15 protein-coding genes are annotated in these 16,279 nt (G+C 69.9%); 7 read left to right on the top strand and 8 right to left on the bottom strand.

What is annotated here, in order from left to right; all coding sequences use genetic code 11:
- Nucleotides 1-7: 7 nt before the first annotated feature.
- Entirely contained in the window at nt 8-952 is a 945-nt protein-coding gene (locus DFR72_RS40165) for a zinc-binding dehydrogenase (protein WP_090072317.1), read from the top strand.
- Here the strand turns inward: DFR72_RS40165 and DFR72_RS40160 are convergent.
- From DFR72_RS40160 to DFR72_RS40140, 5 genes are all read right to left on the bottom strand, one after another.
- Entirely contained in the window at nt 942-1,286 is a 345-nt protein-coding gene (locus DFR72_RS40160) for a hypothetical protein (RefSeq protein ID WP_090072315.1), read from the bottom strand. The two genes, DFR72_RS40165 and DFR72_RS40160, sit on opposite strands and share 11 nt — an antisense overlap.
- Nucleotides 1,287-1,337: 51 nt before the next feature.
- The gene (locus tag DFR72_RS40155) at nt 1,338-2,042 is read right to left on the bottom strand and encodes an anti-sigma factor family protein (protein WP_090072313.1); all 705 of its coding nucleotides are present in this window, start codon (nt 2,040-2,042) and stop codon (nt 1,338-1,340) included.
- A complete protein-coding gene (locus DFR72_RS40150) occupies nt 2,039-2,590 on the bottom strand; it encodes a sigma-70 family RNA polymerase sigma factor (RefSeq protein ID WP_090072311.1) in 552 nt (183 codons plus the stop codon). The genes DFR72_RS40155 and DFR72_RS40150 overlap by 4 nt, the downstream gene beginning before the upstream one ends.
- Nucleotides 2,591-2,712: 122 nt before the next feature.
- Entirely contained in the window at nt 2,713-3,648 is a 936-nt protein-coding gene (locus tag DFR72_RS40145) for a DUF1996 domain-containing protein (RefSeq protein WP_245983858.1), read from the bottom strand.
- 166 nt (nt 3,649-3,814) lie between these two features.
- Nucleotides 3,815-4,369: a hypothetical protein gene (locus tag DFR72_RS40140; protein ID WP_090072309.1), complete on the bottom strand. Its 555-nt coding sequence runs from the start codon at nt 4,367-4,369 to the stop codon at nt 3,815-3,817.
- A gap of 202 nt (nt 4,370-4,571) precedes the next feature.
- On the opposite strand from DFR72_RS40140, the gene DFR72_RS40135 reads away from it, so the two are divergent.
- Genes DFR72_RS40135 through araD form a run of 3 tightly spaced genes read left to right on the top strand, consistent with a single transcriptional unit; the run spans nt 4,572 to nt 7,811 of the window.
- Nucleotides 4,572-5,216 (top strand): GntR family transcriptional regulator, encoded by a 645-nt coding sequence (locus tag DFR72_RS40135; protein ID WP_090072686.1) that lies wholly within the window; start codon nt 4,572-4,574, stop codon nt 5,214-5,216.
- On the top strand, nt 5,203-6,108 hold the full coding sequence (locus DFR72_RS40130; RefSeq protein ID WP_090072307.1) for a dihydrodipicolinate synthase family protein: 906 nt from the start codon (nt 5,203-5,205) through the stop codon (nt 6,106-6,108). Before DFR72_RS40135 ends, DFR72_RS40130 begins: the two co-directional genes overlap by 14 nt.
- Nucleotides 6,105-7,811, top strand: a complete 1,707-nt coding sequence (gene araD, locus DFR72_RS40125) for an L-arabinonate dehydratase (RefSeq protein ID WP_425459941.1) — start codon at nt 6,105-6,107, stop codon at nt 7,809-7,811. Before DFR72_RS40130 ends, araD begins: the two co-directional genes overlap by 4 nt.
- A gap of 13 nt (nt 7,812-7,824) precedes the next feature.
- On the opposite strand, the gene DFR72_RS40120 is transcribed toward araD, so the two are convergent.
- Nucleotides 7,825-8,706 (bottom strand): alpha/beta hydrolase family protein, encoded by an 882-nt coding sequence (locus DFR72_RS40120; protein ID WP_090072301.1) that lies wholly within the window; start codon nt 8,704-8,706, stop codon nt 7,825-7,827.
- Between the two features lie 101 nt (nt 8,707-8,807).
- On the opposite strand from DFR72_RS40120, the gene DFR72_RS40115 reads away from it, so the two are divergent.
- The gene (locus DFR72_RS40115) at nt 8,808-9,368 is read left to right on the top strand and encodes a TetR/AcrR family transcriptional regulator (protein WP_090072299.1); all 561 of its coding nucleotides are present in this window, start codon (nt 8,808-8,810) and stop codon (nt 9,366-9,368) included.
- Between the two features lie 258 nt (nt 9,369-9,626).
- A complete protein-coding gene (locus tag DFR72_RS40110; protein WP_090072297.1) occupies nt 9,627-10,610 on the top strand; it encodes a LacI family DNA-binding transcriptional regulator in 984 nt (327 codons plus the stop codon).
- 217 nt (nt 10,611-10,827) lie between these two features.
- Here DFR72_RS40110 and DFR72_RS40105 read toward each other — a convergent pair whose 3' ends face one another.
- Together DFR72_RS40105 and DFR72_RS40100 are read right to left on the bottom strand one after the other, a co-directional pair.
- Nucleotides 10,828-12,609 (bottom strand): AMP-dependent synthetase/ligase, encoded by a 1,782-nt coding sequence (locus tag DFR72_RS40105; protein WP_090072294.1) that lies wholly within the window; start codon nt 12,607-12,609, stop codon nt 10,828-10,830.
- A gap of 40 nt (nt 12,610-12,649) precedes the next feature.
- Nucleotides 12,650-14,788, bottom strand: a complete 2,139-nt coding sequence (locus DFR72_RS40100; protein WP_090072292.1) for a molybdopterin oxidoreductase family protein — start codon at nt 14,786-14,788, stop codon at nt 12,650-12,652.
- A gap of 256 nt (nt 14,789-15,044) precedes the next feature.
- On the opposite strand from DFR72_RS40100, the gene DFR72_RS40095 reads away from it, so the two are divergent.
- Nucleotides 15,045-15,992 (top strand): MASE1 domain-containing protein, encoded by a 948-nt coding sequence (locus DFR72_RS40095; RefSeq protein ID WP_211335709.1) that lies wholly within the window; start codon nt 15,045-15,047, stop codon nt 15,990-15,992.
- Nucleotides 15,993-16,279: the final 287 nt, after the last annotated feature.

Here is a 16,279-nt window from a genome sequence, read left to right as displayed (position 1 = left end):
CAGCGGCATGTTCGCGATTCGGCAGTACGAGTTCGGCCCGGCGGAGAACCTGCGCTTCGAGGAGGTACCCGACCCGGAGCCCGCCGCGGGTCAGGTCCGCGTCACCGTGGCGGCCGCCGGCGTCCACCTCGTCGACACCACGATCCGCAAGGGCGGCTTCGGTCCCGTCGGCTTCCCGATGACACCTGGCCGCGAGGTCGCCGGGGTCGTGACGGCGCTCGGCGAGGACGTGCCGGGCGACTGGCTCGGCCGCCGGGTCGTCGCGCACCTGGGCCAGGCGAGCGGCGGCTACGCCGAGCTGGCGGTCGCCGGCGTCGGCGCGTTGCACGCCCTGCCCGACGACGTGTCGTTCGAGGCCGCCGTCGCCATGATCGGCACCGGGCGGACGGTGGTCGGGGTGCTGGACGCCGCGAAGCTCACGAAGGACGACGTGGTGCTGGTGACGTCGGCGGCAGGTGGCATGGGCGCGTTGTTCGTGCAGGAGGCGCGCAACGTCGGGGCGCAGGTCGTCGGGCTCGCCGGTGGCACGAAGCTCGACCTCGTCATGGACAACGGGGCGGACGCGGCGATCGACTACACCCTGCCCGGCTGGGCGGACGGGCTCAAGGACATGACAGTGGTGCTGGACGGCGTCGGCGGTGAGGCGGGGGCGCAGGCGCTGAAGACGCTGGGGGCCGGTGGGCGGCAGATCATCTACGGGTGGGCGTCCGGGGCCGCCACCCCGATCAGCACGGAGGCGTTGTTCGCCAACAGCCTCACCGCGACTGTCGCTTTGGGACCCGGGTTGATGCGGCGCGGGCTGCGGGTGCTGGAGGACGAGGCGATGGCCGGGCTGGCGAGCGGGCGGTTCGTGCCGCTGGTGCACCCGCCGTTCGCGTTGCAGGACGCGGCCGCGGCCCACGTGGCGCTGGAATCCCGTGCCACGGCCGGGAAAGTGGTGCTCAAGCCGTGACCCAGCGGTCGGCCATGGCGATGAGTTCGTCGACATCGGCGTGGATGATCGCGTTCCCCGGTTCGGCGATCGGTTGCACGGCCTCGGTCGCTGCCTTGAGGTCGGTGCGGATGACCCGCACGATCTCGGCGGCCTGCTCCTGGTCGTAGAAGCTCAGCCCGAAGTAGCCGTAGCCGCCGTCCACGATCTCCCGCAGCGAGACGGCCAGTCCCTCGTCCCGCACGTGGTCCGCGCACACCTCGACGGCCCACAGCATCACGCCACGCGACGGGTTCCACGTCTCGTAGTCGCGGTCGGGGAAGGCGGGCCAGTCGAGGTTGAAAATTCCGGACATGCGGAAAGGGTAATGGGGCCGTCCTCAGAGGACGGCCCCATCACCCCTGCATCACGCCTGCACCGGCACCTCGACGAACTTCTTGCCCGCGAAGTTCTCGACCACCACGGACTGCACGTCCTTGGGGTCGACCAGCGCGGAACCGTCCAGGTTCGTGCCCTCGGCGGCGCCCTTCTTGGACACCACCCAGGAGCCCGCCTCCTGGCGGCTGCCGTCCTTCGAGACGACGAAGATCCGGCACTTCTCGCCCTCGGGGATGCCGTTGATCGCCATGTTCGTGCGGACCCACCCGGCGGCGGGGACGACCTTCACGGTCATCGACGCCTTGGTCAGCGGGTCGGTGAACGTGGCGAGCCTGGTGCCCGCCGGGTCCGGTGCCACCGTCGGGGTGGGAAGGGCCGTCACATCGGGTGACGTGGCCTTACCGACGAAGACACCGGCACCGAGCACCACCGCGGCCACGACGGCCGCCGCGGCACCGATCGCGAACTGACGACGCCGTGCGACGCCGCCCCGTTCGGAACGCACCTGGCGCAGAGTGCGCTGCAACAACAGATCGCCGCCCTCGGGCGGCCCGTCCAGCATGGCCTCCGGCGGCACCTCGCCGAGGAAGGCCTCCATGTCGCGGAGCTCTTCGAGTTCACGCGCGCATTCGGGGCAGGACGCCAGGTGCTCGTCCATCTCGCGCACCTCCTGCTCGGCCAGTGCCCCTAGAACGTAGGCACCGAGCAGTTGCGGGTCGTATCGCGTGGTCATCCAGCCACCCCCTTCAGTGCGACCTTCTGACCTCCGAAGGTCTCCCTCAAGGCTCGCAACGCGTAATACGATCTCGATTTCACTGTGCCAGGTGGCACCCCGAGCGCTTGCGCCGCCTCCGTCACGCTGCGGCCGCGGAAGTAGATCTCCATCAGCACGTCGCGGTGGTCGGAGGACAGCCTGTCGAGCGCTTCGAGCACCACCACCGAGTCGACGACCTGGTCAGCGTGGTCGCGCTCGATCGGTGGCGTCGCCGGAGACTCCGCCACCTCCTGAGGACGCGCGGCCCTCGCACGCACCCTGTCGGTGACGATGTTGCGCGCCACAGTCAGCAACCAGCCACGCACCGATCCCTTGCCGTTCACGAGGGCGTCGGGATGGCGCCAAGCTCGGACCAGGGTCTCCTGGACCACGTCCTCGGCAGCCGCCCGATCGCCGGTGAGCCGCGTCGCGTACGCCAGCAGCGCCCGCCCGTGCTCCTCGTAGAGCGATCGGATCAGTGCCTCGTCGGCCGCGGTCTCCCGTTTGCGGGAGAACAAAGCCGCCATCCACCCACTCCTCCCCGCCCGCGAACACCTCTGCGGGCGTCCTGTTCAAGACCTCAGCCGACACACGAGCGACAGAGAGCTTCGGTTCAACGGCTTTCCACTGAAAAATCGGATGCCGGATGTTAGCGGGAACGGTTGAGCCGCCCGACCAGCTCCGCCATCTGCTCCTCCGGCATGGCGTTGATGTACATGCCGTGGTCGGTCGCCGGATCGCGCAGCTCCTCCTGGAAGCTGTCGATCGCGAACGGGCGGCCCGCGGGGACGTCGTAGCCCACCGTGACGTGCAGGCGCGGGATCGGGAAGGTCTTCGCCGGGCACATGCCGCCGGCCAGCGGGAACACCACGTGCGTGCGGTGCGAGGCGCTGTCGGTGTTGTTGCCGTCCCAGCAGCTGCCGAAGTCGTAGCTGCGCAACGTGGTCGCGTTTCCGCACAACGGGTACTTCGTCGTGTAGCGGTCCGGCCGGTCCGAGCAGCCCCACCGGGCGCGCGTGTTCGGGCCGTAGTCGTTGGAGAACGCCGACGGGTCGCCGGTGATCAGGCGCAGGAACCGGGGCATCGGCAGGACGTCGCTCACCGCGCTGCCGTCGTACCGGATCTCCACGCTCTTCGGCCGGAGCACCTCACCGGTGTTGCCGTGCAGGCCGCCGCCGTCCGCGTGCGCGTCGTGCCCGGTGCCGTCGGTCAGGCGCAGCACGGGCCAGTAGTAGGTCGAGAGGTCGTTCTTCTCGCACGTGGTGGTGGCGGCCGCGAGGGACTCGTCCGTGGACTTGGCGTCGGCCGACCTGTTGCCGACGTACTCGTGCGTGTGGTGGGCGCCGAACGGGATGCCGGGTGAGACGACGGGGTTGTCCGCGTTGAGGTGGCGGTCCTCGTTCGCACCGCAGCGGATGACGACGTGCGGCGTCTTCGGGCCGGTGAGCACCTGGTCGAGCTCGGTGACGTACCGGTCGGCGGACAGCGCGCCGTTGGACGTGCCGCGCAGCAGGACCGCGGAGCCCGTGACGACGAGGAGCGCGACCACCGCGACTGCGAAGGTCGCCGGTTTGTTCCGGGCCACGTCCACAGCCTGCCAATCGGTCCGGGCGAACAGAAGTGCGCCGTCTCAGCAGGTCTGACCGGCGCGTCCGGGCACGACGATAGCCCGGCGCGCCGGGCGAGCGGGCAGTGGACCTGAGGAGGACTCGGGGCCGTGGAGCACGTCGCTCCGCGCCCCGAGTCCCGCCTCAGTTCGCCGTCACCAGCGGCAGGCGGTCGTGGTCGACCACGCTGACCCCGGTCACGTCTCCTGCCCGCACCATCGCGGACCCGGCCAAGGTCACCTCACCTCCGTGCGCCCTCCACGAGCCGGCGGTGAACGTTCGTCCGTCCTTCGTGTGCACGACCAGCCAGCAGGCTTCCCCGTCCTGCATCCCGTGGACCGTCGCGACCAGCTTCAGGCCACCTTCGGTGTCGGTGACCTGCACGGCCATGCGCGCACCCGACGACGAGGTCCCCTGCAGGAGCGCGTCGACGCTCTCGGTGCCGCCGACCCCCATTCCCTGACCCAGCCAGACGCCCCCAGCGAGCACTCCGGCGACGACAAGGGTCGACGACAGGGCCGTGATGCGCCCACGGCGCCGCACGGCCTGATATCTCTCTTCACGGACCGTGCCCAGCGTGCGCTGGAGCAGGTGGTCCAAGTCCGGCGGCGGCCCGTCGAGCGCGGCCTCCGGTGGCAGTTCTTCCATCAGCATGTCGTTCTCGTTCAACTCGTCGGTGCCCAGGAAGTTCGGTGCCATGCGCTGGCGGACGCGGCAATGGACACGGTCACGCGGAACGATGCACTCAATTTTCTCCTTCTCCAGTCCCGCGTGCGGCGGTGACCAACACCTTCAGAACGAGCCTGCGAGGAAGTTGGTTCAACGTGGATACAAGGAGGTTGTGCAGCCCACACGAAACGGTTGACCGACGGCTCTACCAGCTCCTACGCTCTCATATATGATGTATGACCAGTCTGGAGTCCTTCCAGCGTCCCGGACGGACTTTGTTCTGGAATCGATCAAAGAAGCGATTCTTCACGGAAAGCTGAAGCCCGGTCAGGCGCTCGTGGAAACCGATCTCGCCGCGACGCTCAACGTCTCGAAGACGCCCGTGCGCGAGGCGCTCAAGACGCTCGTCGGGTCGGGGCTCGTGGTGATGAGCCCGTACAAGGGCGCCACGGTCCGCACGGTCGACGCCGGGATGGCCGCGTCCGTCTACGACGTGCGACTGCTGCTGGAACCGGAGGCGCTGCGCCGTTCCGTCGAGCTCGGAGCGGACTTCACCGAGGCGAGATCGGCCCTGGACGAGGTCCCCGACCTGGCACGACGCAGCTTGGCCAACCGCCGCTTCCACCGCGCGCTCTACGCGGGGTGCGGCAACCCGTTGCTGGTCGAGATCCTCGACGGGCTGCGCGACCAGGCCGCGCTGATCACCGTCGCCGGCTGGGGCATCCACCCCACCTGGGACGCCGAGGCCGCCGAGCACCGGGCGATCCTCGTCGCCGCCGAGGAGGGCTTCGGCGACGCCGCGGCCGGCCTGTTGCGCCGCCACATCCAGACTTTCGCCGATCGAGTGGTCGAGGAGCTCCCCGATGTCGTTCGATGACCTGTCCGAGCAGCTGGCTTCCGTGGTGGCGATCACCGTCACGCCGTTCGGCGCGGACGGGGCGATCGACGAGAAGGACTACGCCGCCGTCGTGGACCGGATGGTCGAGGGCGGGATCTCGGTCGTGACGCCGAACGGCAACACCAGCGAGTTCTACACGTTGTCCTCCACCGAGACCGAACGCGCGCTGCGGATCACCGTGGACGTGGCCGCGGACCGAGCGGCGATCATCGCCGGGGTCGGGCACGACCTGACGTCCGCCGTGGCCGCCGCCCGGTTCGCGGACCGGGCCGGTGCCAGGGGGATCATGATCCACCAGCCGGTGCACCCGTACGTCTCGCTGGACGGGTGGGTGGACTACCACCGGGCGATCGCCTCGGCGGTGCCCGAGCTGAGCGTGGTCCTGTACGTGCGGAACCCGCGCATCGGCGGTGAGCAGATCGCGGAACTGGCGGACGCGTGCCCGAACGTCGTCGGCGTGAAGTACGCGGTGCCGGATCCGGTGCGGTTCGCCTCCGTCGCCCGTGACGCCGGGCTCGAGCGGCTGACGTGGGTCGCGGGGCTGGCCGAGCTGTCGGCACCGGGGTACTTCGCGGTCGGGGCCACCGGGTTCACGTCCGGGCTCGCGAACGTCGCGCCGCAGCTGTCGCTGCAGATGTTCCGGTGCCTGCAGGCCCGTGAGTTCGGTGCGGCGATGGAGTTCTGGGAGTTCGTCCGGGGGTTCGAGGAGCTGCGGGCGGCCGGTGAGTCGGCGAACAACGTGTCCGTCGTGAAGGAAGCCCTGGCACAGCTGGGGTTGTGCCGCCGGGACGTGCGACCGCCTGCCTCGGTTCTGCCGGAAGCGGACCGTTCGGCCGTGGGTGTGCTGTTGAACTCGTGGAGCCTGCGGTGAAGCTTCGCAGCGCGGAGTGGTTCGAGGGCGAAGGGCTGCGGGCGTTCTCGCACAACGCCCGGATGCGTCAGCTCGGCCTGAACCCCGGCGAGCACCTCGGCAAGCCGGTCATCGCGATCCTGAACACGTGGAGCGGCATCAACCCGTGCCACATGCACCTGCGCGAACGGGCCCAGCAGGTCGAGCGCGGGGTCTGGGAGGCGGGCGGATTTCCGCTGGAGTTCCCCGTCTCCACACTGTCGGAGACGTACCAGAAGCCGACTCCGATGCTGTACCGCAACATGCTGTCGATGGAGACCGAGGAGATCCTCCGGTCCTATCCCGTCGACGGCTGCGTGCTGATGGGCGGCTGCGACAAGACCACCCCCGCGTTGCTGATGGGTGCGGCCTCCGCCGGGCTGCCTGCCGTCTTCGTGCCCGCCGGGCCGATGCTGCGGGGTCACTGGCGGGGAGAGCAGCTCGCGTCCGGCACGGACATGTGGCGGTTCTGGGACGAGAAGCGGGCGGGCACGATCTCGTCCGGCGACTGGGCGGAGATCCAGTCCGGGCTGGCCCGCTCCCCCGGCACGTGCATGACGATGGGCACGGCCTCGACCATGACGGCCGCCGCGGAGGCTCTGGGCCTGACGCTGCCGGGGGCGTCGTCGATCCCGGCCGTCGACTCGGCGCACCACCGGATGGCGGCCGCGTCGGGCATGCGCGCGGTCGGGATGGTGCGCGAGGGCCTGACGATCGGCGACGTGCTGTCGGCGGAGGCCTACGAGGACGCGATCCGGACCGTGCTGGCGCTGGGCGGCTCCACGAACTCGTACATCCACCTGATCGCGATGGCCGGGCGGTCGCAGATCCCGTTGTCGCTGGACGACTTCGACCGGTTGTCGCGCGAGGTGCCGGTGCTCGCCTCGGTCCAGCCCGCCGGAGCGCACCTGATGGAGGACTTCTACTACGCGGGCGGGCTGCGCGGGCTGCTGTCGCGGTTGCGGGACTCGTTGCACCTCCAGCGGATCACGGTGACGGGGCGGACGTTCGGCGAGGACCTCGACGGCGCCGAGGTGCACGACCCGGCGGTGATCCGCCCCCTGGACGATCCGATCTCCCCCGAGGGCGGGCTGGCCGTGCTGCGGGGCAACCTGGCCCCGGACGGTGCGGTGATCAAGTACGTCGCGGCCGATCCCGCGTTGTGGAGGCACACCGGGCCCGCCGTGGTCTTCCACGGCTACCAGGACCTGCAGGCACGGATCAACTCCCCGTCGTTGGAGGTGACGAGGGATTCGGTGATCGTGCTGGCCGGCGGCGGCCCGAAGGGCGGGCCCGGCATGCCGGAATACGGGATGTTGCCGATCCCGGACAAGCTGCTGCGCGAGGGTGTCCGGGACATGGTGCGCGTGTCGGACGCGCGGATGAGCGGAACTTCTTACGGCGCATGCGTTCTGCACGTGGCGCCGGAAGCGCACGTCGGCGGTCCGCTGGCGCTGGTGCGGGACGGCGACCTCGTGACGCTGGACGTCGAGGCGCGGGTGCTGCGCGTGGAGATCTCCGACGAGGAGATGGCGCGTCGTCGTGACGCGTGGACGACGCCACCGCCGAAGTTCGAACGCGGTTACGGCGCTTTGTACTACGAGCACATCACGCAGGCCGACGAGGGCTGCGACTTCGAGTTCCTGTCACGGCCCGGGCGGAACCCGGAGCCCGACGCGCACTAGCGCCTTCGGAGTCCTATTTGGACTCGATGCGGCCGTCGGTGATCCCGGCGGCCTTCACGTCCTGCCAGTCCGTCGTTGCGTGCATCTGCCCGCGCAGGTAGGCCGTGGTGAGCCGTTGCACGGCCGCGACCCGTTCGGGGTTCTCGTCCGTGGTCTCGGCGACGTCGTAGCCGGAGACGCCGCCGAACCCGTGCTCCGCGCCGAACAGCGTGAGCAGGTCCTTCGGGCCGGGCGCCAGGTGGTACGGGTCAGCGTGCCAGTCCGGGCCCATGGTGGTCAGGTGCGCGGAGGCGTCCGCGTCGCCGGCGACGACGAGCGCGGGCGGGGTCATCTCGCTGAAGTCCGTGGTCTGCATGAAGGAGTAGTTCTCCTTCACCACGTCGGTGACCGCGTCACCCCGGCCGGTCGAGCCGAGCAGCACACCCGCCTTGATCCGGTCGTCCTTCAGACTGACGCCCTCGGTCCTCATGCCCAGCAGCAGGCTCGCGGTGTGGCCTCCCATCGAGTGGCCGACGACGGCGATCTTGGTGCGGTCCCAGCGGTTCTGCAGTTGCGGCACGGCCTTCTCGATCTCGTCGAGGCGGTCGATGATCTGCGACATGTCCTCGGCGCGGGACCGCCAGAACATCGGTGCGCCAGGGGTGTTCTCCGGCAGCGTCAGGCTCCTGCTGCTCAGGTGCGTGGGCTGCAGGACTACGAAGCCCTGTTCCGCCCAGTGGTTCGCGAGCGGCGCGTAGCCGTTCAGCGAGGACAGGTGGTTCGAGTAGCCCTGCCCGTGTGACAGCAGCAGGATCGGCAGGCCGGTGCCCTCCGTCGGCGCGGAGACCTTCAGCTGCAGGTCAACGGGCCTGCCGGGGATCTCGAGCACGACAGGGCTCACCGTGAAGACGGTCATGGGTTTCCCTTCGAGTACAGTCCGCTCAAGCGGAGCGACGTTCCGGAACGATACGGAGCACTGTTCCACTTTGTCAACCGTCCGCTCGGGAAGGAGCGCGCGTGCCACCACGCAAGCGAGCCGACGCCGTGCGCAACGAGCAGACGCTGCTCGCCGCCGCGGCCGAGGTGTTCGTCAGGTCGGGCGTCGACGCGCCGATCCGCGAGATCGCCGCCGAGGCCGGTGTCGGCATGGGCACGATCTACCGCCACTTCCCCACCCGCGCGGACCTCGTCGTGGCCGTCTACCGGCACCAGGTCGAGGCCTGCGCGGAGGCAGGCCCCGCCCTGCTGTCCACAGAGGACTCCCCTTTCGCCGCGCTGCGCAGGTGGATCGACCTGTTCGTGGACTTCCTGGTGACCAAGCACGGGCTCGCCGGCGCGATGCAGTCGGACAGCAGCGGCTTCGCGTCGCTGCACGCGTACTTCCTCGACCGGCTCGGACCGGTGTGCGGCTCGCTGCTCGAGGCGGCGGCGGAGGCCGGCGAGATCCGCGACGACGTCCGGCCGTTCGAGTTGATGCGCGGGATCGGCAACCTGTGCATCGGCCGGGACGACGACCCGCGCTACGACCCTCGGCGGCTGATCAGCCTGCTGCTGGACGGGCTTTCCGTCCAGCGGTGACCGGGCCGCGGTCGACGACGACCTGGCCGGCGTGCCGCAAGCGGAGGCTGTGGTGTGCGTGCCGCCAGCCGAGGAGTTCCTGTCCAGGCTGCACGTGCACGGCGTGGCCGAGCACCTTCCAGGACCTCGGGGTCTCCGTTGCCCGCGGCGGAGTCGTTGTCCCTGTTGGAGGTCGTGATCCCGGTCCTCCTCGATGCCCACCCCAGGAGCTCGACCCGTCATGATTGGTTCAACCGGCTGGGTGAGGGTGAGGTACAAGTGGCAGTCACGATCCGCGACGTGGCACGCAGGGCACACGTGTCGGTGGCCACCGTGTCGCGTGCGCTGACGTCCCCGGATCTCGTGCGCCCGGAGACCAGGACCCGCGTGCTGGCCGCCGCGACCGAGCTCGGCTACCAGCCCAACCGGGCGGCTCGCGGGCTGATCACGGGCAAGACGGGCAACATCGGCATCGTCGTGCCGGACCTCGACAACCCGTTCTTCACCGGCGTGCTCAAGGCCGTGCAGGCACGGGCGACACAGGCCGACTACGCGGTGTTCGTGGCGGACAGCGACGAGGACCCGGTCACCGAGGCCCGGCTGGTGCACGCGATGGCGAAGCAGGTCGACGGGGTCGTGCTGTGCGCTCCGGGCCTGGAGGACTCGCAGGTGCACGAGGTGGCCGGCGTGACGTCGCTGGTGCTGCTGAACCGGCGGCTGCCCGGCGTGCCCGCGGCGTTGATGGACTCGGCGGGCGGCATGCACGCCGTCGTCGACCACCTCGTGGCGCTGGGGCACCACCGCATCGCCTACCTCAACGGGCCGCGCACCTCGTGGTCCAACCAGGAGCGTCGCCGCGGCCTGATGACAGCGGTGGCGAAGCACGGGGTGGACCTGGTCGACCTCGGGCCGTTCGCACCGCGGTACGAGGGCGGCCTGCAGGCGGCGGACCTCGCCCTCGCGGCCGGTACGACGGCGATCGCCGCCTACAACGACATCATGGCGCTGGGTGTGCTGGCACGGCTGCGCGACCGGGGCGTCTCCGTGCCGGGCGACATGTCGGTGACGGGGTTCGACGACCTCACGTACGCCTCGCTGTGCTCCCCCGCGCTGACCACGGTGGCGATGCCGGTGGCGCAGGCGGGACGCACGGCCGTGAACCTCCTGCTGGACTGGCTCGACTCGGACCACACCGACGCGCCGCAGATCGTGGCGGAGACCCAGCTGATCGTGCGCGGGACCACGACGCCGCCGAAACGCTGACACGGGTCCGATCCGTCGCCTGCGCGACCACAAAGGACGGAGATGCAAAGGCGGCCCCGGCTGGGCGTCTGGGGGGAGTACGCCTTGAGCCGGGGCCGCGAAGCGGCTGGCCCGAGGGGGGAGGGGGCCTAGCGCCGCTTGGTGTCCCACTCTGCCCTGAGCGGAAGAAATCCGCCAGGGTGGATGTACCTGTTTTTGGATTTCTCGTACGTACGGGTTACTCGTAGAGCCCTTCGTACAACGCAGAGTGAAGGCGGTGCACCACGCTGCGCTTGACCTTCAACGTCGGGGTGAGCTCACCTTCCTCCTGGGACAGATCCCGGGTGAGCAGCACGAACTTCTTCACTTGGGAAACACTGGCGAAGTGCGAGTTCGCTTCGTCGACAACTTCCTGCACGAGCGTTCGCACATCCGGGTGACCCACCAAAGATTCGACGTCGGACGGCAAGCCGCGGGCGGTCGCCCACGGCACGATCTCGTCCGCATCCAGTGTGATCAGCGCCACACAGTACGGCCTGCGGTCGCCGAACAGCACGGCGTGCGAGATCCAGCGGGACTGGCGCAGCACGTTCTCCACGTTCGCCGGCGCGATGTTCTTGCCGCCCGCGGTGATGATGATGTCCTTCTTGCGCCCCGTGATCGTCACGAAACCGTCCGCGTCTATCTCGCCCAGGTCGCCGGTGTGCAACCAGCCGTCCCGCAGCGTCTCGGCCGTGGCCTCGTCGTTGCGCCAGTAGCCCGCGAAGACGTGCGGGCCGCGCATCAGCAGCTCGCCGTCCTCCCCCAGCGACATCTCGAGGCCCGCCACACCGGACGCGCCGACCGAGCCGAGCTGGAAGCGGTCCAGCGTGTTGATCGTGCCGACCGCCGTGGACTCGGTCATGCCGTAGCCCTCCAGCACCGGCACCCCGGCCGCGTGGAAGAACCGCAGCACCTCCGGCGAGATCGGCGCGGCGCCGGACAGGGCCTGCACGAGCCGGCCGCCGAACACCGCGCGCACGGTGGCGAACAACGCGTCGACCTGCTCGAACGCCGCTGCCATCTCCGCCGGCACTGGTTCGCCCGCCGCCCGCCGACGCCGCACCTCCAGGCCCAGCGTCACGGCCTGGGCGAGCTGCTCGGCGGGGACGCTCGACGTGACGACCGTGTAGATCTTCTCGAAGATGCGCGGCACCGACGGCAGGAAGGTCGGCCGGACCTCGGCCAGTTCCGGCACGATCGCCTTCATGTCGCCGCCGAAGTAGGCCAGCGCTCCCCCGCGGTACATCGTGCCGAACATGATGATCTGCGCGAAGACGTGGGCGAGCGGCAGGAACAGGTAGACGACGCCGGTCATCGCGTCGATGCGGGTCTCCTCCGCGAGCCGGCACAGCGCGACCCAGTTCGCGTTGGTCAGCACGCAACCCTTGGGCGGGCCCGTGGTGCCGGAGGTGTAGATGATCAGGCTCGGGTCCTCCGGCCTGATCGCGGCCCGGCGGGAGTCCAGCACGGCGGCCAGCGGCGAGGTGCGGCCGGAGTCCTGCAGGTCCGCGACCCGCGGGCGGTCACCGGCGGGATCGATCGAGAGAACCGTGCGCAGCTCGGGGAGTTCGGAGTCGACGGACTCGACCTTAGCGCACTGCTCGGAGTTCTCGGCCACCACGATCGACGCGCCGGAGTCGCCGACGACCCAGGCGATCTCCTCCGGGGCGCTCGACGGGTAGATCGGCACGACGATGCCGCCCGCCGCGAGCACCGCGAGCTCGACCGCCGTCCACTCCGGACGGGTGTTCGCGAGCACGCAGACCCGGTCCCCCGCCTCCAGTCCGGCGTGGACGAACCCGGACGCGAGGTCCAGCACCACCTCGGCGACCTCGGCGTAGGTCTGCTCGTGCCACTGCCCGTCCTGCTTGAACCGCCACGCCACCGCGTCGCCGTAGGACTGCTCCGCGAGGAACGGCAGGTCGGCTATCCGGCGGATGGCTCGCACCGCGTTCGGGCTGGTGACTCCGGCGGTCATCACGACTCCTCTGAGCACTGGGTGTTTCCGGACGGGTTCTTCAGGCCGGCACGACCTGCACTCGGGTGCCGTTCAGCACGGCGGTGCCCGAGAGCGGGTCGATGCGCAGGTCGTCGGTGAGGAGGTTGACGTTCACGCCGGCGTGCTCCGCGGCGACGGTGAGCCGCGTGCCGGGCTGGTCGTGACCCCAGCCGTGCGGCATCGAGACGACGCCGGGCGCGATGTCCGCGGTGACCTCGACCAGCACCTCGATCTTGCCGACGCGCGAGGTGACCTGGGCGGTCCCGCCGTCGGTCAGGCCGATGCGGGTGGCGTCACCGGGGTTGACCAGGAGCGTGCACAACGGCTTGCCCTTCACCAGCGCGGGCACGTTGTGCATCCAGGAGTTGTTGGTGCGCAGGTGCCTGCGGCCGACCAGGACCATCCCGGACTCGGGCGTGGTGAGGGCGGCGAGCACGCGCGGCAGGTCGTCCACGATCGGCTGCGGCGTCAGTTCGACCTTGCCGGACGGCGTGCGCAGGATCTCCGGCAGGCGTGGGGTGAGCGGTCCGAGATCGATGCCGTGCGGGTGGTCGAGCAGCTGCCGCAGCGTCACCCCGTACGCGCCGGTGCGGAGTTTGAGGTCCAGCAGGCGCTCCTCGCGCGTCTCGCCCTCGGGTTCGAAGTCGGCGCCCGCCTTCTTCCTCAGGTCGTCGAGCTGGAACGCCGCGATGGCGTCGAGGTCGGCCGCCGGCCCCATGCCGGCGAGGATCGTGGTGAGGCGGAAGAAGATGTCCGTCTCGTCGACCCTGCCCACCTCCAACGGGATCGCCGCGCGCGAGTACTTCGCGACGTTGCGCACGGAGTTGTTGAGGAACGCGATGTCGTAGTGGTCGCGGCGCGACGGTGGTGGCGTCGGCAGGACGACGTCCGCGTGCCTCGTGGTCTCGTTGAGGTACGGGTCGACGCTGACCATGAAGTCCAACGAGGACAGCGCGTCGTTCACCCGGGCCGAGTTCGGCAGCGACAGCGCGGGGTTGCCGCCGATCGTGAACAGCGCCCGCACCTGGCCCTCGCCGGGCGTCTCGATCTCGTCGACCATCGTGACGGCCGGGTACTCCCCCATCACCTCGGGGTGGCCCTTGACCCGGCTGTGCCAGCGGCCGATGCCGAAGCCCTTGCCGCTGCCCGTTCCGCGCCTGCTGTGCGCGGGCAGCGGCCACATCACGCCGCCGGGCCGGTCGAGGTTGCCGGTCAGGACGTTGAGGGTGTCGACCGCCCACGACGCGACCGTGCCGAACTCGACGGTCGTCGTGCCGATCCGGCCGTACACCGCGGCGCGTTCGGCGGAGGCCAGCTGCCTTGCCAGCGCACGGATAGTGTCCGCGTCGACGCCCGTGCGGCCCTCGACGGCCTCGGGACTGAACTTCTCGACGTGCTCCCGGATGACCGTGTGGTCGGTGACGTGCCCGGCGAGTTCGCGCAGGTTCACCAGGTCCTGCGCGAACAGCTCGTGGATCAGCGCCAGCAGCAGGAACACGTCGGTGCCCGGCCTGATCACGACGTGCTGGTCGGCCGCCTGGGCGGTGCGGCTGCGGCGCGGGTCCACCACGACGAACCGGCCGCCGCGTTTCTGCAGGTCCTTGAAGCGGCCCGGCGCGTCCGGGACCGTCCACAGGCTTCCGTTGGACGAGAACGGGTCCGCGCCCAGCACCAGCATGAAGTCGGTGCGGTCGATGTCGGGCACGGGGATCGAGAAGATGCCGCCGAACATGTGGCCGACCTGCACGTGCTTGGGCATCTGGTCGACGGTGCTGGCGGTGAAGACGTTGCGGCTGCCCAGCGCCTTGCGCAGCGGTCCGGCGTAGAGGCCGCCGGCGAGCGAGTGGACGACCGGGTTGCCGAGGTACATCGCCACGGCGTCGCGGTCCGGGAAGTCCTTCAGGCGTTCGTCGATGTACGCGAAGGCCTCCTCCCAGGTCGCCTCCTGGAACTCGCCGTCGCGCTTGATCAGCGGCGTGCTCAGCCGGTCCGGGTCGGCGTCGAGCGTGCCGAGCGAGGCTCCCTTGGGGCAGATGAAACCCCTGCTGAACTCGTCCTCGCGGTCGCCGCGCACCTTCGTGATGCGGTCGCCCTCGACCGTCAGCTCCAGCCCGCACGTCGCTTCGCAGAGCGGGCAGGTCGTGAACACCGTCTTCATGGGTCCCCTTATGCGGCTTGTTACCAACGGGTACTAGTCACCTGCCCTCGGACGCAACCGCACGGCCGAGGTCGACCCGAACGGCCCAACGACTGCCTGAGAGTCGCCGAGCATACCAGCCGGTATGTCGATTTGCACTGGTCAAAGCCGGTCGCACTTCCGGAACTGGTTAGTACCTATCTACGGAGTGAGTCCAGGTGGGTACGCCCTGTGGTGAGGTATGGCCAACCTGTGTGCACGGGTGCAGCATGTGGCGGTGAACGCCGCACTCCGCTCCGCCGCCACGATCGCCGCGGTCGCCGTCGCGTACTTCGCGACCGCGCAGGTCGGCCTGGTCCTGGCCCTGGTGAAGGGTCAGGTCACTCCGCTGTGGCTGCCGACGGGGATCGCCGTGGCGGCACTGCTGATGTCGGGCCGCCGGATCTGGCCGGGGGTCACGCTCGGAGCGTTCGCCGCCAACATCTCCCTGGGCGCGCCGCTGTTCTCGGCGTTGCTGATCACCGCGGGCAACACGGCAGCGCCCCTGCTCGCCTGGTACCTGCTGACCCGCTTCGGTTTCCGCCTCGCGCTCGACCGCTTGAAGGACGCGCTGCTGCTCGTGTTCGCGGGAGCCCTGGGCGCGATGTCGGTCAGCGCGCTGGTCGGTGCGGCGGCGATGAGGGCCGGTGGCGTGATCTCGTGGAGCGAGGTGCCGGCCGTGGTGTCGGTGTGGTGGACGGGCGATGCGATGGGCGTGCTGGTGTTCACGCCGCTGCTGCTCACCGTGCCGCGCCACTGGAAGACCTCGCCGCGCCGCCTGGCGGAGGCGGCCGCGCTGCTGGTCACGACCGCCGCGCTCGCGTTCTTCGTCACGACGACGGAACTGCGCCTGCTGTTCCTGGTGTTCCCGATGCTGATCTGGGCCGCGCTCCGCTTCCAGCACGCGATCGCCGCCCCCTGCGCGGTGATCATCTCCGTGGCCGCCGTGATGGCCGCGGCCGGCGGCCACTTCGCCAACGGCGACCTGCCGACCACCATGATCGTGCTGCAGGCGTTCAACGGCTCGGTGGCGCTGACCGGGCTGATCCTCAGCGCCATCACCAGCGAGCGCAACGAGGCCAGGCAGGCCATCGAGCGCGCGTGCGAGCAGCTGGCCGAGACCGTCGCGCGCTACCAGGACGAAGGAGTGCGCAAACGGCTCGGCCGCGTCGTGCCGCCCGGTTAGTGGCGTGGCCCGGAAGGTTGCCGGGCGAATTCGCGGTCAGACGGGCGCATCGCGGCGCCGCCCCCACATCCTCGTACTGGATGTACAGGGGTGTGGGGGCGGCGCCGTGAGGTGTCCTGCTGAGCGTGAATTACCCAGCCAACCTTCCGGGTCACTAGTAGCGTGTCGCTGCTTAGTTATGGAGTCTTTGGATGGGAGGCTGTTGTCATGGCCTCCCAGTTGAAGCGGCCGGTCACGTTGTCGGCGCGGGATCGTGAAGAATTGCTCCGGCTGACCACCACGGGCGT

The organism is Lentzea flaviverrucosa (assembly GCF_003350445.1).
Taxonomy (GTDB): domain Bacteria; phylum Actinomycetota; class Actinomycetes; order Mycobacteriales; family Pseudonocardiaceae; genus Lentzea; species Lentzea californiensis.
This window is presented reverse-complemented; position numbering and strand designations above follow the sequence as displayed.